The 24,052-nt window shown below is 71.2% G+C and carries 26 protein-coding genes; 15 read left to right on the forward strand and 11 right to left on the reverse strand.

Going from position 1 to position 24,052, the window contains the following annotated elements; all coding sequences use genetic code 11:
* Positions 1-12 precede the first annotated feature (12 nt).
* The 3 genes from ACZ6TB_RS34790 (at position 13) to ACZ6TB_RS34800 (ending at position 1,273) form a co-directional block, all read left to right on the forward strand.
* Positions 13-216 (forward strand): hypothetical protein, encoded by a 204-nt coding sequence (locus ACZ6TB_RS34790; protein ID WP_465561785.1) that lies wholly within the window; start codon positions 13-15, stop codon positions 214-216.
* On the forward strand, positions 213-824 hold the full coding sequence (locus tag ACZ6TB_RS34795) for an HAD family hydrolase (protein ID WP_465561786.1): 612 nt from the start codon (positions 213-215) through the stop codon (positions 822-824). Before ACZ6TB_RS34790 ends, ACZ6TB_RS34795 begins: the two co-directional genes overlap by 4 nt.
* 62 nt (positions 825-886) lie before the next feature.
* Positions 887-1,273 carry a cold-shock protein gene (locus tag ACZ6TB_RS34800; protein ID WP_465561788.1) on the forward strand — a complete coding sequence of 129 codons (387 nt, stop codon included), beginning with the start codon at positions 887-889 and terminating at the stop codon, positions 1,271-1,273.
* A gap of 3 nt (positions 1,274-1,276) precedes the next feature.
* On the opposite strand, the gene ACZ6TB_RS34805 is transcribed toward ACZ6TB_RS34800, so the two are convergent.
* The 3 genes from ACZ6TB_RS34805 to ACZ6TB_RS34815 all read right to left on the reverse strand — a co-directional run bounded on the left by ACZ6TB_RS34805 (position 1,277) and on the right by ACZ6TB_RS34815 (position 4,538).
* Positions 1,277-2,095: a 1,4-dihydroxy-6-naphthoate synthase gene (locus ACZ6TB_RS34805; protein WP_465561790.1), complete on the reverse strand. Its 819-nt coding sequence runs from the start codon at positions 2,093-2,095 to the stop codon at positions 1,277-1,279.
* Positions 2,096-2,166: 71 nt separating this feature from the next.
* Positions 2,167-2,793 (reverse strand): futalosine hydrolase, encoded by a 627-nt coding sequence (locus ACZ6TB_RS34810; RefSeq protein ID WP_465561791.1) that lies wholly within the window; start codon positions 2,791-2,793, stop codon positions 2,167-2,169.
* A complete protein-coding gene (locus ACZ6TB_RS34815) occupies positions 2,793-4,538 on the reverse strand; it encodes an MFS transporter (RefSeq protein WP_465561793.1) in 1,746 nt (581 codons plus the stop codon). The genes ACZ6TB_RS34810 and ACZ6TB_RS34815 overlap by 1 nt, the downstream gene beginning before the upstream one ends.
* A 104-nt stretch (positions 4,539-4,642) precedes the next feature.
* On the opposite strand from ACZ6TB_RS34815, the gene ACZ6TB_RS34820 reads away from it, so the two are divergent.
* Complete coding sequence (locus ACZ6TB_RS34820) at positions 4,643-5,464, forward strand: DUF3027 domain-containing protein (RefSeq protein WP_465561794.1); 822 nt, start codon at positions 4,643-4,645, stop codon at positions 5,462-5,464.
* Here the strand turns inward: ACZ6TB_RS34820 and ACZ6TB_RS34825 are convergent.
* On the reverse strand, positions 5,461-5,664 hold the full coding sequence (locus ACZ6TB_RS34825; RefSeq protein WP_465561963.1) for a DUF2530 domain-containing protein: 204 nt from the start codon (positions 5,662-5,664) through the stop codon (positions 5,461-5,463). The two genes, ACZ6TB_RS34820 and ACZ6TB_RS34825, sit on opposite strands and share 4 nt — an antisense overlap.
* Positions 5,665-5,830: 166 nt before the next feature.
* Between ACZ6TB_RS34825 and ACZ6TB_RS34830 the strand changes: the two genes are divergently transcribed.
* The 5 genes from ACZ6TB_RS34830 (at position 5,831) to ACZ6TB_RS34850 (ending at position 9,989) form a co-directional block, all read left to right on the forward strand.
* A complete protein-coding gene (locus tag ACZ6TB_RS34830; RefSeq protein WP_465561796.1) occupies positions 5,831-7,276 on the forward strand; it encodes an NCS2 family permease in 1,446 nt (481 codons plus the stop codon).
* A 98-nt stretch (positions 7,277-7,374) separates the two neighbouring features.
* Positions 7,375-7,821, forward strand: coding sequence for a MarR family winged helix-turn-helix transcriptional regulator (locus tag ACZ6TB_RS34835; protein WP_465561965.1), 447 nt, complete (start codon positions 7,375-7,377; stop codon positions 7,819-7,821).
* 68 nt (positions 7,822-7,889) lie between these two features.
* Positions 7,890-9,224, forward strand: a complete 1,335-nt coding sequence (locus ACZ6TB_RS34840) for an MFS transporter (protein ID WP_465561798.1) — start codon at positions 7,890-7,892, stop codon at positions 9,222-9,224.
* Positions 9,225-9,304: 80 nt separating this feature from the next.
* Positions 9,305-9,733, forward strand: coding sequence for a YciI family protein (locus ACZ6TB_RS34845; protein WP_465561800.1), 429 nt, complete (start codon positions 9,305-9,307; stop codon positions 9,731-9,733).
* Between the two features lie 82 nt (positions 9,734-9,815).
* Positions 9,816-9,989, forward strand: coding sequence for a DUF4265 domain-containing protein (locus tag ACZ6TB_RS34850; protein WP_465561967.1), 174 nt, complete (start codon positions 9,816-9,818; stop codon positions 9,987-9,989).
* 617 nt (positions 9,990-10,606) lie between these two features.
* Here ACZ6TB_RS34850 and ACZ6TB_RS34855 read toward each other — a convergent pair.
* Complete coding sequence (locus ACZ6TB_RS34855) at positions 10,607-13,285, reverse strand: AAA domain-containing protein (protein WP_465561802.1); 2,679 nt, start codon at positions 13,283-13,285, stop codon at positions 10,607-10,609.
* Positions 13,286-14,062: 777 nt separating this feature from the next.
* Between ACZ6TB_RS34855 and ACZ6TB_RS34860 the strand changes: the two genes are divergently transcribed.
* Positions 14,063-14,515 (forward strand): hypothetical protein, encoded by a 453-nt coding sequence (locus ACZ6TB_RS34860; protein WP_465561804.1) that lies wholly within the window; start codon positions 14,063-14,065, stop codon positions 14,513-14,515.
* Here ACZ6TB_RS34860 and ACZ6TB_RS34865 read toward each other — a convergent pair.
* Positions 14,512-14,844 carry a cupin domain-containing protein gene (locus ACZ6TB_RS34865; protein WP_465561806.1) on the reverse strand — a complete coding sequence of 111 codons (333 nt, stop codon included), beginning with the start codon at positions 14,842-14,844 and terminating at the stop codon, positions 14,512-14,514. The genes ACZ6TB_RS34860 and ACZ6TB_RS34865 overlap by 4 nt on opposite strands.
* 42 nt (positions 14,845-14,886) lie before the next feature.
* Here ACZ6TB_RS34865 and ACZ6TB_RS34870 point away from each other — a divergent pair, with 42 nt between their 5' ends.
* Positions 14,887-15,480, forward strand: a complete 594-nt coding sequence (locus ACZ6TB_RS34870; protein WP_465561808.1) for a TetR/AcrR family transcriptional regulator — start codon at positions 14,887-14,889, stop codon at positions 15,478-15,480.
* On the opposite strand, the gene thpR is transcribed toward ACZ6TB_RS34870, so the two are convergent.
* From thpR to ACZ6TB_RS34895, 5 genes are all read right to left on the reverse strand, one after another.
* Positions 15,477-15,938 carry an RNA 2',3'-cyclic phosphodiesterase gene (gene thpR / locus ACZ6TB_RS34875; protein WP_465561810.1) on the reverse strand — a complete coding sequence of 154 codons (462 nt, stop codon included), beginning with the start codon at positions 15,936-15,938 and terminating at the stop codon, positions 15,477-15,479. The two genes, ACZ6TB_RS34870 and thpR, sit on opposite strands and share 4 nt — an antisense overlap.
* Positions 15,939-15,949: 11 nt before the next feature.
* Positions 15,950-17,020 (reverse strand): septation protein SepH, encoded by a 1,071-nt coding sequence (gene sepH / locus ACZ6TB_RS34880; protein WP_465561812.1) that lies wholly within the window; start codon positions 17,018-17,020, stop codon positions 15,950-15,952.
* A gap of 182 nt (positions 17,021-17,202) precedes the next feature.
* A complete protein-coding gene (locus ACZ6TB_RS34885) occupies positions 17,203-17,997 on the reverse strand; it encodes a dioxygenase family protein (protein WP_465561814.1) in 795 nt (264 codons plus the stop codon).
* A gap of 34 nt (positions 17,998-18,031) precedes the next feature.
* A complete protein-coding gene (serC, locus tag ACZ6TB_RS34890; protein WP_465561816.1) occupies positions 18,032-19,159 on the reverse strand; it encodes a phosphoserine transaminase in 1,128 nt (375 codons plus the stop codon).
* Positions 19,156-20,262 (reverse strand): citrate synthase 2, encoded by a 1,107-nt coding sequence (locus ACZ6TB_RS34895; protein WP_465561818.1) that lies wholly within the window; start codon positions 20,260-20,262, stop codon positions 19,156-19,158. Before ACZ6TB_RS34895 ends, serC begins: the two co-directional genes overlap by 4 nt.
* Positions 20,263-20,463: 201 nt before the next feature.
* On the opposite strand from ACZ6TB_RS34895, the gene pdxH reads away from it, so the two are divergent.
* From pdxH to ACZ6TB_RS34915, 4 genes are read left to right on the forward strand one after another with little or no spacing between them, the layout of a single operon-like run.
* Positions 20,464-21,090 (forward strand): pyridoxamine 5'-phosphate oxidase, encoded by a 627-nt coding sequence (gene pdxH, locus ACZ6TB_RS34900; RefSeq protein ID WP_465561969.1) that lies wholly within the window; start codon positions 20,464-20,466, stop codon positions 21,088-21,090.
* The gene (locus ACZ6TB_RS34905; RefSeq protein ID WP_465561820.1) at positions 21,087-22,424 is read left to right on the forward strand and encodes an MFS transporter; all 1,338 of its coding nucleotides are present in this window, start codon (positions 21,087-21,089) and stop codon (positions 22,422-22,424) included. Before pdxH ends, ACZ6TB_RS34905 begins: the two co-directional genes overlap by 4 nt.
* Positions 22,425-22,442: 18 nt before the next feature.
* Positions 22,443-23,363: an aldose 1-epimerase family protein gene (locus tag ACZ6TB_RS34910; protein WP_465561822.1), complete on the forward strand. Its 921-nt coding sequence runs from the start codon at positions 22,443-22,445 to the stop codon at positions 23,361-23,363.
* Positions 23,363-23,995: a nitroreductase family protein gene (locus ACZ6TB_RS34915; protein WP_465561971.1), complete on the forward strand. Its 633-nt coding sequence runs from the start codon at positions 23,363-23,365 to the stop codon at positions 23,993-23,995. The genes ACZ6TB_RS34910 and ACZ6TB_RS34915 overlap by 1 nt, the downstream gene beginning before the upstream one ends.
* Positions 23,996-24,052: the final 57 nt, after the last annotated feature.

The raw sequence follows: 24,052 nt of genomic DNA on the forward strand, positions 1-24,052 counted from the left end.
AAGGGGAGACCAGTGGCTCAGAACAAGTTGCCGGGTACCGACGTCCGAGGCGGCGCCGGCGCGCGTCCGTCGACCGGTGTCGCGCCCGACAAGGGCCCGCACTCCGTCTCCGAGTTCCTGGCCGACCGCGCCGCCGCGCCCTCGCCGTTCGGTGACGACCTGACCTTTCCGCTGCCGGTGGACCGCCTGACCTACATCCCGTCCACCCCCGCGTGACTGCGGCGGTCGGTTTCGATCTGGACATGACCCTGATCGACTCCCGGCCGGGGATCCATGCCGCGTACGTGGCGCTGACCGCCAAGACCGGCGTCTACGTCGACGCCGATCTGGCGGTCACCCGGCTCGGGCCGCCGCTGCGGGTGGAGCTGGCCGAGTGGTTTCCGGCCGAGGACCTCGAGCAGGCGGTGGTCACCTACCGCGCGCTCTATGCCGAGCACGCGATCGCGCCCAGCGTGCCGATGCCCGGCGCGATCGAGGCGCTGGCCGCGGTGCGCGAGTTCGGCCTGCGGGTGGTCGTCGTGACCTCGAAGCTGGGCCGGCTCGCGCGTCTGCATCTCGACCATCTGGGCATGCGCGTCGACGAGCTCGCCGGCGACCTGTTCGCCGAGGGCAAGGCGGCCGCGCTGACCGAGCACGGGGTGCGCTGGTACGTCGGCGACCACGTGGCCGACATGGTCGCGGCCGGAACCGCGGGGGTGCCCGGCATCGGCGTGGCGACCGGACCGTGCGCGCCGGACGAGCTGCGGACGGCCGGCGCGGCGTACGTCCTGACGGATCTCACCGGTTTCCCGGCGCTGCTGCGCGAGATTGCAGTTGGGTACTAGCCCGCGCCTTCAGTAGCCTTGCGGTGAGCGGTTGTTTCCATTGAGTGAAGTTGAGGTCAGCGGTGCCCACGGGTCGAGTGAAGTGGTATGACGCGGCGAAGGGATTCGGGTTCGTCACCAGCGATGAGGGCGGTGACGTGTTCCTGCCCAAGGGCGCGCTGCCGACCGGCGTGACCGAGCTGAAGGCGGGTCAGCGGCTCGAGTTCGGCGTGGTGGACAGCCGCAAGGGCGCGCAGGCGATGGGCGTCAAGCTCATCGACGCGCCGCCGTCGCTGGCCGAGCTGCGCCGCCGTCCAGCCGAAGAGCTGCACAGCATGGTCGAAGACATGATCAAGGTGCTGGAGTCGCAGGTGCAGCCGAGCCTGTCGCGGGGGCGCTACCCCGACAAGAAGACGTCGCAGAAGATCGCGCAGGTCGTGCACGCGGTCGCGAAGGAGTTCGAGGCCTGACCTTTACAGGAAGGGCTTCACCGACGGCGTCAGACCCGCCGCCGCCGAACGCTGCAAGAGGGCGTCGGCGGCGGCGAGTCCGTCTCGGCCCAGTTCCAGGGTGAACTCGTTGACGTAAAGGTCGATGTGCTGCTTGACCACGTCGGGCTCCATCTCCTGCGCGTTGGCGAGGATGAACTCCTCGCTCGCGGCCGGGTTGGCCCAGGCCATGCTCACCGAGTTGCGGATCCACTCGGTGGCCAGGGCCGGGTCGACGACGCCCTTCTTGGCGAGGATGGCGCCGAGCGGGATCGGCAGGCCGGTCTCGGCCTCCCACCACTCGCCCAGGTCCTTCAGCGCGACGAGCTGATGGCGCTGGTACGTGAACCGAGCCTCGTGGATCACCAGGCCGGCGTCGTAGGTGCCGTCGGCGACCCCCGGCATGATCTGGTGGAACGGGACCACCTCGATCTTCCCCGGCTTTTGCCCGGTCTGCTCGGCCCAAAGACGGAAGAGGAGATACGCCGTGGTGCGGTCACCGGGCACGGCGACGGTCGCGCCGGTCAGGTCTTGATCGGCGGTCCGCGCCAGGACGAGCGGGCCGCACCCACGCCCGAGGGCGCCGCCGGTCGGCAGCAGCTCGTAGTCGTCGAGCAGCCAGGGCAGCGCCGCGTAGCTGACCTTGACGAGGTCGTACTCGCCCCGCTCCGCCGCCGTGTTCGTGACGTCCACGTCGGCGAAGGTCAGGTTGACCTCGGGGGTGCCGGGAATGAGCCCGTGCACCAGGGCGTGGAAGACGAACGTGTCATTGGGACACGGAGAGACCGCGAGTGAAAGCGCCACGAACCTCACGCTAGACCCGACATCGGGCTCCCGCGCGGCGCGACGGGTGTCTCTCATCCCACACGGTGAAGTTATCCACAGGCTGTCCACAGGGCGCCCGAAGCTGTGGATAAGGCCGCGAACGCCTCCTTGAGCCGCCAGGCGGCCCGATCCCGCGGCCCGATCGGGTTGGAGATCGTCCGCAGCTCGGCGAACGGAAGTCCCGCGGCCGCGACGGCGACCCCGAACCCTTCCATGGCCTCGGCCACGGCCTGCGGAAAGCGTTCCGCCAGCGCTCGGGCGGTGGCCGCCGTCCCGGTGACGGTGGCGAGCGTGAGCACGTCGCCGGAGATGGCTTCGGGCAGCGCCGTTTGCAGCCCCTTGAGCAGAACCGGGTCGGCGGCGAGCACGCTGGTGCCGAAGCCGAGCTCCTCGATGGGGAGGAAGCCGTCGGGCGACTCGGCGCCGAGGTCGGCCGAGATGCTGCGGGTGGCCAGCACCGTCGCCCCGACGGGCGCCCGCCCGGCGAACCCGCCGGCGATCCCCGCGCTGATGACCGCGCGGTAGCGGCGGGTGGCCAGCAGCCGGGCCGTGCCCGCGGCGGCCGCGGCCGGGCCCACCCCGACCGGCTCGACGACCACGTGGTCGGGGTCAGCCCCGGCGCGGACGGCCTCGGCCTCGGCGGCCACGGCGGTGACCACCAGCAGCGGATAGGCCATCAGCGGTCGTCGTCCTGCGGGATGTCGCCGTTCAGATCCTGCCCCGCCGGGCTGGGCCGATAGACGTGGAACCCGGGCGGCGCGAGCGCGGGATCGGGCTTCGGGGCAGCCTCGGCCGGAGGCGGCGGCGTCGGCGGCGCCTCCGTGCGCTTGTCCTTGCGCTTGCCGAAGCCGAAGCGTCGGCCGTCGGGCTTACCGGGGCTCGGATCGACCTTGGTCTGGTCGACCGGCCGCGCCTGGGTGGTGGTGCCGACGGGAGCGCGGGGAGCCGGCGGTGCAGGCGGGTGGGGCTGATTCCGGGCCGGGACCGTGGGGGCCTCGGGCCATGGGTCGGTGGGGGCGCGGTCCTCGGGTGCGGCGTCGGCGGGCTTTTCCTCGGGCTCGCCGGCGCGGCCGGAGAGGCGCTCGTTGCGCAAGCGGGCGGCGGCCCAGGCGGCGCGGACGGCCATCGCCACCGCCAGCAGCGCGGCCAGGGCGATGCCGAGGCGGCCGGGGAGGGGGATGATGCCGATCCCGCCACCGGCGACCCAGGCGATCATCAGGACCGTCTCGGAGTGGGCGAAGGCGCTGGCCCGCAGGCGCTCGGGGACCCGTTCCTGAATGCTCGCGTCGATGGCCAGCTTCGAGATGCCGCTGAAGATGGCCGTGACCAGGGCGAGCAGGGCGACCGTGGTGAGGCTGTAGAACAGGGCCGCGAGCACCGCCACGCCGGCGGTGATGGTCAGGCCGGCCGACTGCAGCGCCAGCGGGCGGCGGATGCGCAGACGGGTGCCGACCGCGGTGGACAGGAACGTGCCGACGGCCAGGGCGCCGCCCACCACGCCGACCGCGGCCTGGCGGCCCACCTCCTTGCCGAGCAGCGTCGTGTCCAGCTGGTTGGCCATGATGACGAAGGCCAGGAACAGCAGCAGGAAGCCGTAGAGCAGGCGCAGGCTGGCGCTGCCGATCAGGGTGGCGATCACGAGCTTGCCGGAGAGCGGGCGGTCGCCGTTGCGGCCCAGGCCGAGGGCGGCGCGCCAGGGGCGGGGGACGGCCTCGGGCGGGTCGGAGTCGGCGCGCGGGGGCAGAGCCAGCGAGATGATCATGCCGACCACGAAGATGAGCGTGGCGACCCGCAGCGGCCACTGCGGGCCGATCTTGAAGGCGAGCAGGCCGAGCGGCGCGACCACGGCGCCCGCGAAGGTGCCGTAGACGCTGGCCCGCGCGCCGACCTGGGACAGGCCGACGCCCTCGGGCAGAAGCCGGGGCACGGCGGCGGAGCGGGCCACACCGTACGCCCGGGAAAGCGCGAGCACCCCGAAAGCCGCCGGGTAGAGGCCCCACCCGAAAAGGTGATCGGAGATCACGTAGGCCAGGAACGCCCGGCCGAGCATGGTCGCCGCGAGGGCATAGCGGCGGCCGTGCCGGAAGTGGTCGAGCAGCGGGCCCACGACGGGCGCGAGCAGCGCGAACGGCACCATCGTGATCAGCAGGTAGAGCGCCACCTTGCTGCGGGCCTCGCCCAGCGGCACGTTGAAGAAGATCGTCCCGGCCAGGCCGATGGCGATGAGGGTGTCGCCGGCGCAGGAGATCGCGTGCAGGTCGAAGAGCCGGATCATGCCGACCTCGTTGGCGGCGCCCTTCGCCCGCGCGGTGCCGACGCGGCGGGTCGCCCAGACGCTGCCGCGCATGGAGCCGCGCGCCAGCACCCGCACGGCCTTGATCCCGGTGCCGACGGTGCGTCCGAGGGTGGGAAGCAGCGGCATGGCAACCATCCTGACTCATCCGGTCGACCCGCGTCCTGTCCCGCGCCCGCGGAATTCGGGGGAGTCCCTGCGGCTCACCTGTCCCGGTAGGGGACAATGGATACGTGACGACCAGGACCACCGCGCGCGCCGCCCGCCTCGACCAGGTTTGTGCCGATGCCGTCGGAGTGGCTCGGGGTGCCATCACCGATGTTGATGCGGCCGACATCGGCGAGCATCTCGAGGCGATCGCCGAGGGCGACCGGGTCGTGACCCACTTCTTCGAGAGCCATCTCGCGGGCTACCGCGGCTGGCGCTGGGCCGTGACCGTGACCCGGGTGCCGCGCAGCCGGCACGTCACGGTCTGCGAGACGGTGCTGCTCCCCGGCCCCGACGCGCTGCTCGCCCCCGGCTGGGTGCCGTGGAACGAGCGACTCCAGCCCGGCGACCTCGGCGTGGGCGACCTCATGCCGACCGCGCCCGACGACGATCGGCTCGCCCAGGGGTACGTGCTGAGCGACGATCCCGCGGTCGAGGAGGTCAGCTGGGAGCTCGGCCTCGGCCGGTCCCGGGTGATGTCCCGCGAGGGCCGCATCGAGACCGCCCAGCGGTGGTACGACGGCGAGTCCGGTCCCGAGGCGCCGATCTCCACCGCGGCCCCGCGCAACGCCCGCTGCGGCACCTGCGGCTTCTACCTGCCGCTGGCCGGCACGCTGCGCGTGATGTTCGGCGTCTGCGGCAACCTCTACGCGCCCGACGACGGCCGCGCGGTGAGCGCCGACCACGGCTGCGGGGCGCACTCCGAGGCGCTGCTCGGCACGGCCGAGCAGCCGGTCGACGAGCTGCCGACGGTCTACGACGACAGCGAGGTCGAGTCGGTCGCGGTGAGCCGCGGCCACGGCTCGGTGGAGAACGAGGAGCCGGCCGAGGACTACGGCCACAGCTAGTTCTCGGTGAACGCCGCGTGAGTGATCGCGCGGCGCCGCCGCCGGTTCCGGTCGTGGATGATCATCGTGATCAGGCCCGGGATGCCGACGATGAAGCCGGCGATGCAGGCGTCGAGCCAGCTGTCCGGGCCGTCGGCCAGCGCGACGATCACTCCCGCGATCACGAAGGCGGCCAGGCCGGCGATCGCGAACGGAACCATCGGCGGGTCGAGTGGTTCGACCCGGGGCTTCGGCTGAGTCACACCGACAGGGTACGTCCGTGGCGATCATTCATCGTGACCGGTGCCTCCGGGTCTTTGCGCAGCTCATCCCATCTGACAGCATCTGCGCGAAGGAGTTTCATCCGACCTTTCCGGAGGAGCCTGCATGTCGACCGCTACTACCAATGCGGGCGTACGCAACGCTTTTGACCGATATTTCGAGATATCTGCGCGTGGATCAAACCTGTCCCGTGAGATTCGCGGCGGCTTCGCCACCTTCTTCACGATGGCGTACATCGTCGTCCTCAACCCGCTGATCCTCGGGTCGGGCGCCGACGGCGACGGCGGCAAGCTGCCGATCGCGGCGCTCGCGGCGGGCACCGCCCTGGTGGCCGGCGTAATGACGATCCTGATGGGCGTCGTGGCCCGGTTCCCGCTCGCACTCGCCGCCGGCCTCGGCGTGAACGCCCTGGTCGCGTACGAGATCGCCCCGGAAATGACCTGGGCCGACGCGATGGGCCTGGTCGTGATCGAGGGCGTCCTGATCGCCATCCTCGTGCTGACCGGTCTGCGCACGCTGGTCTTCAAGGCCGTACCCACCCAGCTCAAGACCGCCATCGGCGTCGGTATCGGGCTCTTTCTCATGATCATCGGCCTCGTCGACGCGGGCTTCGTGCACCGCGTGCCGGACGCCGAGAACACCACCGTCCCGGTCGAGCTGGGGCTCGGTGGCCGGCTGATGAGCTGGCCGTCGGTCGTCTTCGTGATCGGCCTGCTGTTCACCCTGGTGCTCTTCGTCCGCAAGGTGAAGGGCGCGATCCTGATCGGCATCCTCGGCAGCACGGTCCTGGCGATCATCGTCGAGGCCATCGCCGGCGTCGGCTCCTCGGTGTCCAACCCGCACGGCTGGTCGCTGAACGTGCCGAAGCTGCCCGAGAAGATCGTCAGCACCCCCGACCTCTCGCTGATCGGCCACTTCAACGTGCTCGACTCGTGGTCGAAGGCCGGCTGGCTGGTCTGCGTGATGTTCGTCTTCACGCTGCTGATCACCGACTTCTTCGACACCATGGGCACGATGGTGGCGATCGGCCAGGAGGGCGGGCTGCTCGACGAGTCCGGCATGCCACCGCGTACCCGGGAAATCTTGTTGATCGACTCGGTCGCCGCGGCGGCCGGCGGCGCGGCCAGTGTGTCCAGCAACACGTCCTACATCGAGAGCGCGGCCGGTGTCGGCGAGGGCGCGCGGACCGGCGTGGCCAACCTGGTCACCGGCGTGATGTTCCTGCTGGCGATGTTCCTGGCGCCGCTGGTGCAGGTGGTGCCGTTCGAGGCGGCGTCGACCGCGCTGGTCGTGGTCGGGTTCCTGATGATGACCTCGGTGCGGCAGATCGACTGGAGTGACTACTCGATCGCCGTGCCGGCGTTCCTGGCGATCACGCTGATGCCGTTCACCTACTCGATCTCCAACGGCATCGGGGCGGGCATCATCTCGTACGTCGTGCTCAAGGTCGCCACCGGCAAGGCGCGCGAGGTCCACCCCATCCTGTACGGCGTCGCCGTGCTCTTCGTCCTCTACTTCCTCCGTGGTCCCCTGGAGTCGTGGATTCTCTAGACTTTCCGCCACCGGGCGTGCTCCGCGCGCCCGGTGACGGCGGTCATACGCGTTCCCATAGTCGTTAGCCTGGCTCATTAGCTAAGCTAAGTATCGTGATGGAGTTGCCGGTGGCGACGGAGCGAGGGACAGCGGACGAGCTGGCCAGGACGCTGCGCGAGGCCATCCAGCGGCTCAACCGGCGGGTCCGGCAGACCCGCGCGGTCGGTGATCTCACGTCCAGCCAGCTCTCCGCCCTGACCAGCCTCCAACTGGCCGGCGCGCTGACCCCGCGCGAGCTCGCCGACGTCGAACGGGTCCAGCCCCCGACGATGACCAAGATCGTCGGGAAGCTGGAGGATCGCGGGCTCGTGGTCCGCACTCCGCACCCCACCGACGGACGGCAGGTCATCCTGGCGCCCACCGAGCAGGGGCGGGCGATGTACGCCCAGTTCGAAAAGGTGCGCAACGAGTGGCTGGCCGACCAGCTGGCCGCCCTCAGCGCCGACGATCGGGACGTGCTCGTCCGGGCTGCACAGATATTGCAGCAGGTCGCCCGCGCCTGACCGCTCCCCGGTCGCCGTGCTTCATCACATGTCGATGACGCGTACGGCGGAAAGGGAGGCGCAGCCACGTGCGGGCAGTGCTGAGTACCACGTTCCGGTCCCTCGGAGTTCGCAACTATCGAATCTTCTCCACCGGCCAGCTCGTGAAGCTGATCGGCGTGTGGATGATGTTCACCGCCCAGGACTGGTTGGTGCTCGATCTGTCCGGCAACTCGCCGAGCGCGCTCGGTTCGGTGGCCGCGCTCCAGTTCGTGCCGGTGCTGCTGCTGACCCTCTACAGCGGCCGGCTCGCCGATCGCTACGACAAGCGCCACCTGTTGATCGCCTCCAACGCGGCCTTCGCGATCACCGCGATCGTCTTCGCGATCCTGGTGGACTCGGGCGCCGTACGTCTGTGGCACGTCTTCCTCTTCGCCGGCCTGCTCGGCATCGCGAACGCCATCGAGACGCCCGTGCGGCAGGCGTTCGTCTCCGAGCTGGTCGAGGTGCCGCTGCTGCCCAACGCGCTCGCGCTGTCGGCGGCGACCTTCAACACCGCCCGGATCAGCGGGCCGGCGCTGGCCGGCGTGGCGCTGGCGATCTTTCACACGGGACCGGTGTTCCTGATCGCGACGGCGCTGGCGGTCGCGCCGGTGTTCAGCTACTGGCGGATGCGGCCGTCCGAGCTCTACCGCAAGGACGTGGCCGGAAAGAAGGACGCGCGGGTGCTGGACGGCCTTCAGTACGTACGCCTCCGCCCGGACCTGCTGCTGCCGATCAGCCTGATGGCGGTCGTCGGCATGATCGGCTTCAACTTCCCGGTGACGCTGGCCGCCCTCGCGAAAATCAACTTCCACGCCGGCCCGTCGTCCTTCGGCCTGCTCACCACGACCCTGGCCGTCGGCGCGCTCGGCGGCGCCCTGGCCGGCAGCGCCCGGCGTGCCCGCCCCGGCGTCTACCTCGTGCTGGGCGCCGCACTGGCGTTCGGCCTGTTCGAGTTCGCGGTCGGTTTCGCGCCAAACTTCCTGGTCGCGATGGCCGTGCTGCTGCCCACCGGCTTCTTCTCGATCTTCCTGGCCCAGGCCGCGAACCACCGGGTCCAGATGGGCGTGGACGGCGAGTACCGGGGCCGCGTGATGGCCCTGTACGTCCTGGTCTTCCTGGGCACGACCCCGATCGGCGCGTCGGTGGTCGGCTGGTGGGGCCAGCACTACGGGGTGCCGTCCAGCATCTGGGGCGCCGGCTTGATCTGCTTCGTGGCCGCCGTGGTCGCCCTGGTCTGGCAGCTGCGCGTGAGCGGCGACCGGATCGTGGTGCGGGCCCGTCCGTGGCCGCGGGTGCAGATCGTCCGCCACGAGCCCGCGGCCGCTCCACTGGACACCGTCCCCGTCCCGGCCGCGCCGGCACTCAGCTCGACCCGATAATTTTTTCGGGCCGGGTGTCGAGTGGGCCACTTCTCGTTCGACGCGTAGAGGAGAAGGCACCACGACATGAGGAGACCGCAATGCGTTTCATGGTGATCACCAAGGCCACCGCCGAGACCGAGGCCGGCACGCCGGCCACCACCGAGGACATCGAGACGATGGGCGGCTTCATCCAGGAGATGATGGACGCCGGCGTGCTGCTGGCCGCCGAGGGCATCCACCCCAGCGCCAAGGGCGCCCGGATCTACTTCGACGGCGAGAAGAAGACGGTGGTGGACGGGCCGTTCGCCGAGACCAAGGAGCTGGTCGGCGGCTTCTTCCTGGTCGAGACGAAGTCGCTGGAGGAGTGCGTCGAGTGGTTCAAGCGCTGCCCGGTGAAGCCGTCGGCGGACGGGGAGCCGACCAACATCGAGATCCGTCGGGTCATCTCGGCCGAGGACCTGGGCGACGCGCTCACCGACGAGCAGCGCGAGACCGTGGCGAAGCGGGACGCACAGGGCGTCTGGTAGGCCCACCCACCCACGCGTGACCGGTTGGACACCACGCCGTGGTTGGCCGGTGTGATCTGTTCCGGGTCCGCCGCACTGCACGATTCGGATCATCCCGTTCCCCGAAGGTGCGCTGGGCGGGTCGCGACAGCGGGTTCTTGACGCTTTCGCGCCGCTCGGCGGCACCGGCGAGGGACTCCAGCAGTTCGACCTGGTCGCCTTGGACGTGCCGCCGGATGTCGACCTGGCGGCGGCCAAGCGGCTGCTGCGCCCGTGATGGCTGGTGGGAGTAGGAGAAAGCGTGCGTCGGTGAGGTAATGGCGGGAAGCCGCGCCGGCCGATCCGGGTCAATAGGGAGAACGCCGACATCACCCAGCGGGCCGTCGCGGTTCGGGCGTCCCGCCACGCCCAGCGTCCGTCACCAGCCGGCGGCACCTGTGGACGCCCGCCTCACCCTCGTCCACCCCGGCCGCAAATTGCCCTCAGTGTCAGGGTGTGCGTGGTGCGGGTACCGCCGAAGCTGGTGGCCGGTGCCCGCAGCGGCGCCCGAGCCCGCGGCAAGTCCGACCCATCGACGCCCTGGCCATCGCCCACGCCGCGCTGTGTCGACCCGGCCTGCCGGTCGTCGCGCACGATGACGCGCCTCGCGCAAATGCTCGAGGCCCCGCCGGCGCTCAAGGCCTCGCCGGCGCTCGAGGCCCGCCAGCGCTCGAGGCCCCGCCAGCGCTCGAGGCCCGCCAGCGCTCGAGGCCCGCCAGCGCTCGAGGCCCGCCAGCGTTCCCACTCGACAATCGACGACCAGGCCTCGGGGTGCACGCGCGCGTCGGGCTGCTCTTCGTGCTCCTCCTACTCTTCCCCACCCCCTTCACTGGGTGGGGGAAAAGTACGGGCCGCCTACGACGTTTTCTTCGGGTTGTCCACAGCCTGGGCCAACTCCAGCGCGGCGCGGCGGGGGTCGGCTGACCAACGGCTGGGGAAAGCGTCCAGTAAGCGCCAGCCGGCTCGGTGCAGGGCGCGCTGGCGGTTCAGGTGGGGCTGGGCGCCGTCGGGGTGGGGGGCGCAGAAGACGCCGGTGGGGAGGTCGCCGTCGCCTATGCACAGGTCGACTGTCCAGGGGCCGACTCGGTAGCCGGGACGGACGTGGACCTCCAGGGCGGTGAGCTCGTCTGACAACTCCTTCGCCCAACCGTCGGGCGAAATAGCTGATAAATCGGATATGGAGTGCGGGGCGGAGCCGTAGGTCAGGTAGTCGCCCACCAGGCCGTCCGCCGACTCCAGCGACGTCACCACGACCAAGCGGCGGCGAGCGCGCGTGATCATGACGTTGAAGAGGTGCGGGTCGGCCACGAAACGGCGCCGGCCGGCCGCGTCGCCGGGTAGCAGGCCGAGGGAGACGACCACGACCTCGGCCTCGCTGCCCTGGAAGGCGTGGACGGTGCCGACGCGCAGGCCGAACTCCTCGATCCGCTCTACCGGGTAGGCGGCCACCAGGGCGGCCTCCAAGGTCTCGGCCTGGGGGCGGAACGGGGAGATCACGCCGATGCCGCGGTGGCCGTCGGCGATCAGGTCGCCTACGACCTTCAGGACCGTGTCGGCCTCGCAGGCGAGCGTGGCCGACGGGACCCTCACCAGGTCGATGGCGTCGGTGGCCTCGGCGGCGGGGGTTCGGGTCATGATCTCGATGCGGTCGCCGTAGAAGCGGCGGGCCGAGAAGCCGATCAGGTGGGGCGTGCTGCGGTGGTGCTCGGCCAGCCAGGTGGCGGGGGCGGCGCCGGCGGCCAGGTCGTAGGTGCTCACCCGGCGCACGTCCAGGCGCTCGTCGGCGCCGTGGCGGGCGAGGACCTCGGCCACGTCGACGTCGCTCACGAACGAGACGAACCGGAGCTGCCGCGGGTCGCCGACGATCAGGGCACGGCGGGCGCGGGCCAGCACCGGCGCGGCGCGGACCTGGTCCACATGGGACGCCTCGTCGATCACCACGAGGTCGAACATGCCGGGGGCGGCGGGGAGCAGGTCTTCGACGTCGGCGACGGTGCCGATCCACAGCGGCAGGGCGCGGACCAGCGGCGGTGCGTCCAGGCTCGCGAGCAGCTCGCGGCGGCGGTTGCGGCCCGCTCTCAGGGCGGCCGAGAGGGAGGCGGCGCCGCGGCGGGCTTGGCGGTCCCAGCGCTTCTGGCTGCGGGCGGCGTTGCGCATGGCGGCGCCGACCGCGGTGGCCAGCTCGGCCTCGGCCGCGTGCAGGGCGATCCAGCGCGGGGCGAGGTCGGTGCCGCCGGTGGCGGCGAGGTGGGCGGCGGCACGCTGCGCGGTGGCCGCGGCGATTGCTTCGGTGACTCTATTTGCGGGTACGCCGGGACGCGCCCGCAATCGCCGACGGAACCACCACCCGGCGAGTCCCTTGCGGTCGAGCCGCCGTGGGTCGAAGTCGTCGTCGAAGGCGCCCGGCACGTCCCCGGCGAGGGCGGGTAGCTCCGGTTCCCAGTGAGAGAGCGTGGCGGCCTGACTCTCCAAAGCTAGTGCCTGCTCGACTTGGGAGCGCTTTACCCGTACGGAATCCTCTGCTTGATGGACGGCCGCGACATCCACTCTGAGGTCTCCCTCGCCCGGGCCTTGTTCCGCGCCCGCCGCAAGCTCGGCCGCCAGGCTCTCCCGACGCCCGGCGTCCCCGAAGAGCACCGGCGTCGGTCCCGGATAGCGCGCGAGCAGCGCCGCCAGCACCTCGGCCGCGTGCGGCGACTGCGTGGCCACCAGCACCGAACCGCCCCGATGCACCACTTCGAGCGCCGCCGCCACCACGGTGTGGCTCTTGCCGTTCCCGGGCGGCCCGGAAACCACCGTGATCGGCGCCGTCCGCGCCCGGGCGACCACCTCCTCCTGGGCCGGGGTCAGCGGCATCGGGGAGAGCACCGGCGAGTGGTCGGGCTGGTCGGCGCGTTCCTCGCCGTAGATGGCGGCCAGCGCCGTGCCGGTCAGATCGCGCCCGGCCCAGCTGCGCAGGCTGTCCTTGAGCCCGGCGCCGAAGACGTCGCGCGCCACGAAGAGGCCGGCCTTCGCGACCAGAACGATCCGGTCGTCGGGGAGGTAGCGGTGATCGTCGACCAGGGCGTCGACTGGCAGCCCGGTCGCCTCGGCCGCCGACATCAGCCACGCCTTGCTGCCGATCGCGTCGAGCCAGCCCGGCGCGGCCAGCCCGGGAGCGGCCTCGAGCGCCGCCGCCAGGTCACGATCGGACACCAGGGGCGTGACCTCGACGTCGCCGGCGGGCGCGACCCGGTAGCCGGTCAGGCCGCGTTCGAGCCGCACGGGCTGGCTGAGCAGCGGCAGCCGGATTTTTCGGGACTTGCCCTCGATCTCGGTCTTGCCGGCCAGAAAACCCCAGCCGCGGCGCAGCAGCCGCTCCTCGCGGTGCAGGGCGTCCAGCGCGGCGAGGCGGTCGAGCTCCTTGCGGCGGGGCGCGCGCTCGGCGTCGGCCAGCCAGACCAGCGCCTGGTTGCCCCGGGTCACGTCGAGCACCCGATCCCCGCCGGCGGGCGCCAGCTCCGCGAGCACCCCGAACACCGTCGCCGCCTGCATGGCGCTCGACGGTACCCGGTGGGCGCTCGCCTTGGCTCCGCCGTGTGGCGGGGATGAGTGGGTGTCGCCGCTGCGGCGCCGGTGTCGGTCGTAGGCGTGGCCGAGGGTGCCGGTCAGTCGGGCTTGGGTGACGGCAATGCGGTGGATGGCGGGGTCGAGTTCGCTGCCGTCAACGCCGGTGGTGTCGCGTTTCGAGGGCGTTGATGCGCAGGGTCAGGGCGCGGATGTCGGCCACCAGTTTCGGCGGCCAGCCGGGCTATCAGGGTGGCGGGATGGTTGGTCAGCCAGGCTTCGAGCGTTGCGTGGTTTCGAGCGTTGTGCGGCTTCGAGCGTTGCGCGGTTTCGAGCGTTGCGCGGTTTCGAGCGTTGCGCGGTTTCGAGCGTTGCGTGACTTGGAATGCTTGCGCGGCTTCGAATGCCGGCGCGGCGGACATGGACCGGCGGGGCGACCTGGATCCGTGGCGTCGATCTGGGCGTTCCTGTCGAGGTCGATCGCGCCGATCCCCCGCCCTTGGGTGGGGCTCACCATACGAGCACGGCCCGACAATTTCTGAGCGCCGTCCACAGGGGCCGCCGTCCAGACGGGCGGCATCCTCCCGGGCGGCATCCTCCCGGGCGGCATCCACCCGGGCGGCATCCACCCGGGCGGCATCCACAGGCGGCGATGGCGGCGGGTTGCGGGAGCCGGTCGCGCGGCCCGGGGGCGGTGAAGGTTGGCAGATCGGGTCGGCTGAACGGGTATTACGATCCTGCGGCTCGGCGATTTAGCGTCTCAACGTGGCCATCGCGCACATTGTCGTGCTTTCGGCGGCGTTCCTGACGCTGCTGTTCCTGCCGTGCGTCGTGGCGGCCGCGCTCTGTGCGGACGAGCACCTTCTGCGCCGGCTGTTGACTCGGGAAGGGCGCCGCGAGCTGCGGGCTCTGCGGCGGCTCGATCGTGCGCTGCGGTCGGACGATCCGGTGCCGTCGCTGGTGGCGGCGGACGTGCCGGCGATCGAGCAGATCGCGTACGACCTGCGCCGTCTCGATCTGCAACGGCGGAGCGGCCTTACCCAGCAGTCCGAGAAATGGCGGGCCGCGGTGCTCCGGGCGTACGACCAGAGGTTGTGTCTTGCCTGTCGCTGCCTCGGGCTGAGCGAGCACCTGGAACCGCTCGAGGGCATGGACCGCGACCTCGAGCGGCTGCGTGTCGAGAGCGAGCTGCAGGCCGCCGGTCTCGCGCTGCGCTAGGGAGTCGGGCCGAGCGCGGCGCCGTTGGGGGAGGCGTCGCCGCCCTTGAGCTCGATGAAGATCGAGACGGTCTCGGTGTCGCCGATGTTTTCGCCGGCGTGCTCCTGCGCGCCCAGCCAGCGCACCTCGCCCGCGCCCAGCTCGACCTCGACGCTGCGCTCGCCGGACGAGATGCGCCGCCGGAACGAGGACAGGGTGACCATCACCGAGTCGGGATGGGTGTGCGGGCGGGTCCGATCGCCGGGACGATCCCGGTACTCCAGGACGCGGACGCGATCGTTTTCCAGCACCACGCGGTAGAGCTCGGGGCTGACGGTAACGGGATCCATGACGTCTCCTCTTCTTCGTGGGACTACGGTACCATTATGGCGATGCCAGTACCATATGAAGCCACCGGACGGCGAGATCAAAAGGCGCGCACCCGCGAGGCCCTGGTCGCCGCGACTCGTCGTCTGCTGGCCGACGGCGTGAACCCGACGGTCGAGCAGGCGGCCGCGGAGGCCCGCATCTCCCGTACGACGGCCTACCGTTACTTCCCGAGCCAGCGGACCCTGCTGCTGGCCGCCCACCCGGAGATCTCCCAGCGGTCGCTGCTGCCCGACGATGCGCCGGCCAGCGACGTCGCGGCCCGGCTCGACCTGGTGCTGCGGGAGTTCGCCCGGGTCAACCTCGACTGGGAGCCGCAGCTGCGCACGTCGTTGCGGCTGTCGCTGGAGCCGGGCGCCGAGCAGCCGGTGCTGCGGCAGGGGCGGGCGATCGACTGGATCGAGGACGCCTTGGTCCCGCTGCGTGATTCACATCCCCATCTGGACGTACGCCGATTAGCAGTCGCGATCCGAGCAGCCACCGGGATCGAGTCGCTGATCTGGCTGACCGATATCGCCGGTTTGTCGAGAGTGGAAGCCGTCGAGCTGATGCGCACCTCGGCCCAGGCGATCCTGGCCGCCGCCCTCGCCGTCGCCTAGAACGTCTGAAGAGTCTCGTAAGCGCCGTGCTCGCTCTTCACCAGGGCAAACTCGCTGACCGTCCACTCTGGCCCGTTATATCCGTCCAGAGCGGACACAACCGACGCCGACGCCCGATATGTCACGGTCAAATGTGGCTGATAGGCCCGCGAATCCGACGAAAACCCGCCATCCTCCAGTGCGGCGCGAACCTTCCGCTGAAGAGCGGATAAATCGGAAATGTCGCCAGCGACCGCCGCCCAGACCGCGGTACCGAACCGACCGCCACCCGAAAGGCGCAGCGTGAACGGGTCAAAGGGCGGCACCCCGGAAAGGACGGCGGACACCTCGGAGACCCGGTCCACGTCACCGAGGAAGACGAGCGTGACGTGCCACTTGGCGGCCGCGGTCAGGCGAGCGTCAGCGGGCAGGACGGCGCGCAACGATTGCACGACCGGTGGAGGCGGAAAGACCGCCACGAACAACCGCGTCAGGACGACTCGCGCGCCGCGGGCCCGCCGCCGAAGAGGACGTCGTCCCAGCTCGGCAGCCGCTTGCGGGGCTTGGTCTCATCGGTCTCGGCCTGCTGCTGCCCGGCCTGGCCCACCGTGCGCCGCGGCCGCAGCACCGCCAGCGACGGCACGGCCGGGATCTCCTTAGGCAGGTCGGCGTCGTCGTCGAAGGCCGAACCGGAACCGCCGCCCAGCAGGGCCGCGGCGCCGCCGGCGACGGGACGGCGGGGCTGGTCGGCGGGCTCGATGCCGCGGCCGCCACTCAGCGGGCGGTCGAGCGAGGCGAGCAGCGCGTCGCGGCCGGCGCGGATCGGGTCGCGCGTCGGGCGCGCGGCCGGGGTCTCGGCGGCGGGCAGGCCGTGACCGCCGCGGGCCGGCTCGGCGGTGCGAGCGGGACCGGGCAGACCGTGGCCGCCGCGCTCGAGGAACGTGCGCTCGGGAACGGGCTCCTGGCCGAGGATCTGGGTGGGCCGCTCGGCGCACAGGTACTGAGCCATGTCGTCGTGCGGGGAGACGACCTGGCGTCCCTTGTCGAGATCCCAGATGGCCTGCGCGGTGGCCTTGCCGGACGGCCAGGTGGCGACGATGCGCCAGGTGCCGTCCTCGCGGCGGAACGCGTCCCACGAGATCTTCTCGGTGTCGATGCCGTGCTGGGCCAGGCGGCTGTCGACCACCTCGGCCAGCGGCGCGCCCGAGTCGGAAGTCTTGAGGCGGGTGCGGCGCGCGTGCTGGGCCAGCATGGCCCGCTCCTGCAGCACCGGTCCCGCGTAGCGCAGCACCCGGTCGACCGGCACACCGGCGACGCGAGCGACCTCTTCGGCGGACTCGCCGGATCGGATCCGCGCCTGGATGTCGCGAGGGGACAGGGTGGCCATCGCTTCGGGCACCAACACGGACAGCGCACTGCCGGGCAGGCCGACGTTGGGCTCGTGGGTGACCGCACCGCTGATGCGGTCGTCGATGGGGAGGGTCAGGAGTCGACCGACCTCGTCGGCGAGCACCAAAGCCTGACCATCCTCGGAAAGGGCGACGAAGCGAACCGGCCGCATGCGTTGCCTCCGTCCCGTCGCGTTGGCCTGTGCTCCCGAGAGTCCGTTACCCGGGCGCGTTCTGGAACACGGTACGCGCCCGACTCACCCAATGGGGGGAGACACGCGGTCGTGTCGGATCGGATCACGTCACTGACCTGCGAAGATGATCTTCAACGTCAGGCCGTGATCCACCATAGCGCTCAGCGCGGGGCGGACCCGCCGGAGGGATCGATCGAGATGGCCAGCGTCGCCCGGAAACCCGCCGCGACCGAGCCGGTCACGGTGGCCAGCTCGGTGACCGCCGAGTCGTCTCCGAACACGTTGTCGGACGCCAGCGAGACCTGCTTCAGGTTCGCCACGCTCTGCGCGTAGCCGTCGGTGGCGTAGACCGCGTGCGACACGTCCTCGGGCAGCGCGATCTGCGACGTCTTCACGATCGGGCCGACCCCGGCCGTGGCCTGCTCCGCCGACCCGTACACCTCGAAGTGGATGTGCGGCCAGCGCCCCGAGTAGCAGGCCGGGAAGATGCTCGTGAAGCCGGCGGTCCCGGTCGCGTCGGTGATCTGGATGCCGCGCAGGTAGTTCTGCTCGGTCACGCCGTCGGAGTACAGCGAGTAGTTCCCGTCCCGGTCGCAGTGCCACGCGTACACGGCCGCCCCGGAGATCGCCTTTCCGGCGCGGTCCCGAATCACCAGGGAGAACTCGAGCGGCACGCCCTCGGCCACGCCCGACGCGGTGCCGAACGAGGGCCGGATGTCCTTGCGCACGATGCCGTCGAGCGTGCGCACATCCGGCCCGTTCGACCCGTCGGCCGGGAAGGGCCCGGCCGTCTCCGAAGCCACCTCGGCCGAGGAAGGAGAAGCCGAGGAAGAGGAAGCGGTGGGAGAGGAAGCGGAGGAAGAGGAAGCGGTGGGAGACGTGCAGGCGCCGAGGGCGGCCACCCCGACCATGCCGAGCAGCCGCCGCCGATCGAAACGAAAACCCTCGTCATGCATACGAGCCAGTGAAGCCGGTCGAGCTGTGCGGACCCTATGAAAGGCGTTCGACCACGTAGTCGATGCACGCGGTCAGCGCGGTGACGTCGGTCGGATCCACCGTCGGGTAGAGCGAGACCCGCAGCTGGTTGCGGCCGAGCTTCCGGTACGGCTCGGTGTCGACGACGTCGTTGGCGCGCAGCACCTTCGCCACCGCCGCCGCGTCCACGGTCTCGTCGAAGTCGATGGTGGCCACCGCCGCCGACCGCAGCGCCGGGTCGGTGACGAACGGGGTCGCGTACGACGACTTGTCGGCCCAGCCGTAGATCGCGGCCGCGCTCTCGGCGCTGCGCTTCACCGCCCACGGCAGCCCGCCCAGCGAGTTCATCCAGTCCAGCTGCTCGGCCGCCAGGAACACGGTGGCCAGGGCCGGCGTGTTGTAGGTCTGCTCGAGCCGGGACTGCTCGATCGCGGTGACGAGATCGAGGAACTGCGGGATGTAGCGGCCGGTGGCCTTGATCTCGTACGCCCGCGCGATAGCGGCCGGCGACATGAGGGCGAGCCAGATGCCGCCGTCGGAGCCGAGCGCCTTCTGCGGGGCCAGGTAGTAGACGTCGGTCTCGCGCAGGTCGACGTCGAGGCTGCCGCCGCCCGAGGTCGCGTCCGTCAGCAGCAGCGCGCCCTCGTCGGCGCCCGCGACCCGGCGCACCGGCACGGCCACGCCGGTCGACGTCTCGTTGTGGACCGACGCGTACACGTCGACGCCCGCCTCGGCGGTGAGGAACGCCGCCTGCCCGCCCGGCGCCTTGTGCACGGTCGGGGTCGCGAGGAACGGCGCGTCGGCGACCGCCTTGACGAACTTGGCGCCGAACTCGCCGAACTCGGCGAACTGGGCCTTGTCGCGGACCAGGCCGAAGGCGGCGGTCTCCCAGAACGCGCTGGTGCCGCCGTTGGACAGGATCACCTCGTAGCCGTCGGGCAGCGCGAAGAACTCGGCCAGGCCCCGGCGCAGGCGGGCGACCTGGTCCTTCACCGTCTTCTGCCGGTGGGAGGTGCCCATGTAGGTGCGTGACACCGCGGACAACGCCTCGACACCCTCGGGGCGAACCTTGCTCGGGCCCGAGCCGAACCGTCCGTCGACCGGCTTGATCGTGTCAGGGATGCGAATGTCAGTCACGGTCACACATTATGCGCGAGCCGGTCCCAGCCCTCGACCTGCTGCGGCTTGCGGGCCGCCGGTCCCACATAGCGGGCGTTGGGCCGGAAGATGCGGCCGAGTTTCTTCTGCTCGAGGATGTGCGCGCTCCAGCCGGCCACCCGGGCGCAGGTGAACATCGACGTGAACATGTGCGCCGGCACCTCGGCGAAGTCGAGCACCACGGCCGACCAGAACTCGACGTTGGTGGCCAGCACCCGGTCGGGCTTGCGCTCCCGCAGCTCGGCCAGCGCGGCCCGCTCGAGCGCCTCGGCGACCTCGAAGCGCGGCGCGCCGAGGTCGTGGGCCATCTGGCGCAGCACCCGGGCGCGCGGGTCCTCGGCGCGGTAGACGCGGTGGCCGAAGCCCATCAGCCGCTCGCCGCGGTCGAGGACGCCCTTGACGTGCCCCTCGGCGTCGCCGCTGCGCTCGACCGCCTCGATCATGTGCAGCACCCGGGAGGGTGCGCCGCCGTGCAGCGGGCCGGAGAGCGCGCCGATGCCGGAGGAGATGCAGGCGGCCGCGTCGGCGCCGACCGAGGCCGCGATGCGGGTCGTGAAGGTGGACGCGTTCAGCCCGTGCTCGGCGGCCGAGATGAAGTACGCGTCGACGGCCTTGATGTGCCGCGGATCGGGCTCGCCCCGCCACCGCCGCATGAACCGCTCGACGATCGTCTCGGCCTTGTCGATGTCCTTCTGCGGCACGGCCGGCAGGCCGAGCCCGCGCGCGGCCTGGGCCACGAACGAGAGCGCGGTGACCGACACCCGGGCGAGGTCGCGCCGCACCTGCTCATCGTCGATGTCGAGCAGCTGGGAGAGACCCCAGTACGGCGCGAGCATGGCGACCGCGGACTGCACGTCGACGCGGATGTCGCCGGAGTGCACCGGGACCGGGAACGGCTCGGCGGGCGGCAGACCGGGCCCGAACTTGCCGTCGACCAGCAGTCCCCAGACGTCACCGAAGGAGACCGTGCCGATCAGGTCCTCGATGTCGACGCCGCGATAGCGCAGCGAGCCCCCCGCCTTGTCGGGCTCGGCGATCTCGGTCTCGAACGCGATCACGCCTTCGAGGCCCGGCTTGAAATCGGACAATTAAGACAGGGCTCCCTGCGAAATACTGCGAAGAAAGGCTTTGAGTCTTTCATATTGCCCGCTTGATAGGGCCGACGCGATGTGCTCTGGGCGACACCCATCCTCGCCGAGCTGACGTAAGGTCCGCGGCGACTTACGGTCGTTGTGGCCGAAAGTATCCAGGGAGCGCTCGTGACAGTGGAACCACCCTCGCCCGCGGACATGCGGCGCGACTACACCGAGCGCGGCGCCCTTCTCGAGACCGACCTCACACCGGCCTGGACCAGCCAGTTCGCGGTCTGGTTCGCGGACGCGGTGTCGTTCGGGCTGCCCGAGCCGAACGCGATGGTGGTGTCGACGGCGACCCCGGACGGCCGCCCGTCGGCCCGGACGGTGCTGCTCAAGGACTACGACGAGCGCGGCTTCACGTTCTTCACCAACTACGAGTCGCGCAAGGGCTCGGAGCTGGCCGCCAACCCGTACGCGAGCCTGGTCTTCCCGTGGTTCGCGATGCAGCGCCAGGTGCTGGTCGCCGGCGCCGTCGAGCGGGTGTCGCGGTCCGAGACCGAGGAGTACTTCGCGACCCGGCCGCGCGGCTCGCAGCTGGGCGCCTGGGCCAGCCCGCAGTCCCGGGTGCTGGCCGATCGGGACGCGGTCGAGGCCGGGCTGGCCGCCGCGGTCGAGCGCTTCGGTGACGGGCCGGTGCCGGCCCCGCCGCACTGGGGTGGCCTGCGCGTCATGCCCGAGACCGTGGAGTTCTGGCAGGGGCGGTCGAACCGTCTGCACGATCGACTGCGCTTCCGGCGTACCGGCGAAAGATCTTGGATTGTGGAGAGGCTGGCGCCGTGAGCCAGGACGCCGTCGAGGCGGCCGAGGAGATAGCCGAGGAGCGCGAGCGCAAGTCCTGGGTGATCGACACCCGGCCGTTGAAGGTCACCGCCTACCGGCGGATGTGGATCGGCAACGGGGTCTCGTTCTTCGGCTTCCAGTTCACCTCGGTGGCCGTGCCGGTCGAGATGTACGCGATCACGCACTCCTCGGCCTGGGTCGGCCTGCTCGGCATCGCCGGCCTGATCCCCCTGCTGATCTTCGGGCTCTGGGGTGGCGCCGCCGCCGACGTGATCGACCGGCGCAAGCTGCTGCTGATCAGCTCGACCCTGGCCTGGCTCTCCACCGTCGGGCTGCTGGTCCAGGCGCTGATCGGGGTGCACAGCGGCTGGCTGCTGCTGGCCCTGACCGCCCTGCAGTCGGCCGGTTTCGCGGTGAGCTCGCCGACCCGGCAGGCGATCATCCCGCGGATCGTGCCGACCGGACTGGTCCCGGCGGCGAACACGCTGAGCTACACGACCACGACGGCCGGCGGCGTGCTCGGCCCGCTGGCCGCCGGCCTGATCTTCGGCGTCGCCAGCACCGGCGCGGGCGTCACCGTCGCGTACCTGGTCGATGCCGTGCTCTTCACGATCTCGTTCTGGGCCACCTGGAAGCTGCCGCCGATCCCGCCGATCGTGCATGCCGAGGACGAGGAGAAGCCCTCGGCCGGCGTCCGCGGCATCGTCGACGGCCTGCGGTTCCTGGCCACCCAGCCGGTGCTGCTGCTCTCCTTCGCGGTCGACATCATCGCGATGGTGTTCGCCATGCCCCGGGCACTGTTCCCCGAGGTGGCGGCCGACCGGTTCGGCGGTGGCTCGGCGGTCGGCTGGCTGTACGCGGCGATCGCGATCGGCTCGGTGGTGGCCGGCCTGACCTCGGGCTGGATCGGCCGGATCAAGCGGCAGGGCGTCGCGCTGCTCGCCGCGGTGATGGCGTGGGGGATCGCGATCGGCTTCTCCGGCTTCGCGCACTCGCTGTGGCTGATGGTGCTGCTGCTCGCCGTCGGCGGCGCGGCCGACCTGGTCAGCGCCGTCTACCGGCAGTCGATGCTGCAGACCTTCGCGCCCGACCGGCTGCGCGGGCGGCTGCAGGGCGTCTTCATCGTGGTGGTGGCCGGCGGGCCGCGCCTCGGCGACCTGCGGGCCGGCGCCACCGCGGACCTGACCGGGACCACCGGCTCGTGGGCGGGCGGCGGCTTCGTGGCCGCGGGCCTGGCCCTGGCGCTCGGCGTGGCTTTCCCGGCCCTGGCCCGTTATCGGCCCTCGGCCGAACCGCCGTCCAACCGCCCCGCCCACCACCCAAAACCGGACTGAAACGCTAGCCTGCTAGCCATGACGAGTGTCGTGCCGGCGAAATCCGGAACCCAGTGGTCGATCGAGTCGGGCGGCACCCGGGCGGTCGTGGTCGAGGTCGGTGGCACGCTGCGCCACTTCGCGGTCGGCGACGTGCAGGTCCTGGACGGTTTCGAGGCCGACGAGCTGTCGCCCGCGTCGTCGGGGCAGATCCTGGCCCCGTGGCCGAACCGAATCCGGGACGGCAAGTACACGTTCGAGGGCGAGAGCCACCAGCTGCCGCTGACCGAGCCGGCCCGGCACAACGCCATCCACGGCCTGGCCAACTGGGCGCGCTGGACGCTGGTCGAGCAGGCCGACGACGCGGTCACCCTGGAGTACGAGCTGCCGGCCCAGATCGGCTACCCGTGGTGGCTCACGCTCCGGACCCGCTGGCAGGTGTCGGCCGACGGGCTGCGGTGCGACCAGGAAGTCGTGAACAACAGCACCACCAACGCGCCGTGGGGGTACTCGGTCCACCCGTACGTCCAGCTCGCCGGCGTCGCGGTCGACGACATCCTGCTGCACGTGCCGGGCAAGACCCGCATCCAGGCCGACAACCGGCTGCTGCCGATCGGCTACGTGCCGGTGGCCGGCACCGAGTACGACTTCGTCCAGCCGCGCAAGATCGGCGACCTGGTCATGGACGTCTCGTTCGGCGAGATCGAGCACGACGCGTCCGGCGTCACCGAGGTGACCATCGCCGACCCGGGCTCGGAGCGCAAGGTCGTGGTCTGGGCCGACGACAAGTGCAAGTACTGGCAGATCTTCACCGGCGACACCCTGCACGGCGAGCGGTTCCGCCGCTCGGTCGCGATCGAGCCGATGACCTGCCCGCCGGACTCGTTCCGCACCGGCCGCGACCTGACCGTGCTGGCGCCCGGCGAGAGCTGGACCGCCGCGTGGGGAATCCGCGGCTGATGGAGTTCTCCGAGGTTGTCCGCAAGCGGCGGATGGTGCGCAACTACGACCCCGACCGCCCGGTGGCGCCCGAGGTCGTCGACAAGATCGTCAAGCACGGCCTGCGGGCGCCGAGCGCCGGCTTCTCCCAGGGCTGGGGCTTCCTGGTGCTCACCGAGCCCGCGGACCGTGACCTCTATTGGGCGGTCACCACCGGCGGCGAGGCCGAGCCGGTGTGGCGCGGCGACTGGCTCACCCGGATGCGCAACGCCCCGGTGCTCGTCGTCTGCCTCGCCAACAAGTCGGCGTACCTCGACCGGTACGCGCAGCCGGACAAGGGCTGGACCGACAAGTCGGAGAGCCACTGGCCGGTGCCGTACTGGGACATCGACACCGGGTTCGCGGCGCTGCTCATGCACCTCAGCGCCGTCGACGACGGGCTCGGCTCGTGCTTCTTCGGCATCCCGGTGCAGACGACCGAGGCGTTCAAGGACGCGTTCGGGGTGCCGGCCGAGTTCAACCCGATCGGGACCCTCACCATCGGGTACCGCGCGGTCGACAAGAGGTCTCCGTCACTGAAGCGGGGGCACCGCCCGGTGGACGAGGTGGTGCATCATGGCCGATGGGCTGAGCCGCCGCCCCGGGCCGAGTGACCACGAGGCGGCTAGGCTTTGCGTTGACTTGGGTTCGTGGGCTGGATGGGGGTGCAA

This window comes from Actinoplanes sp. NPDC051537 (assembly GCF_055586105.1).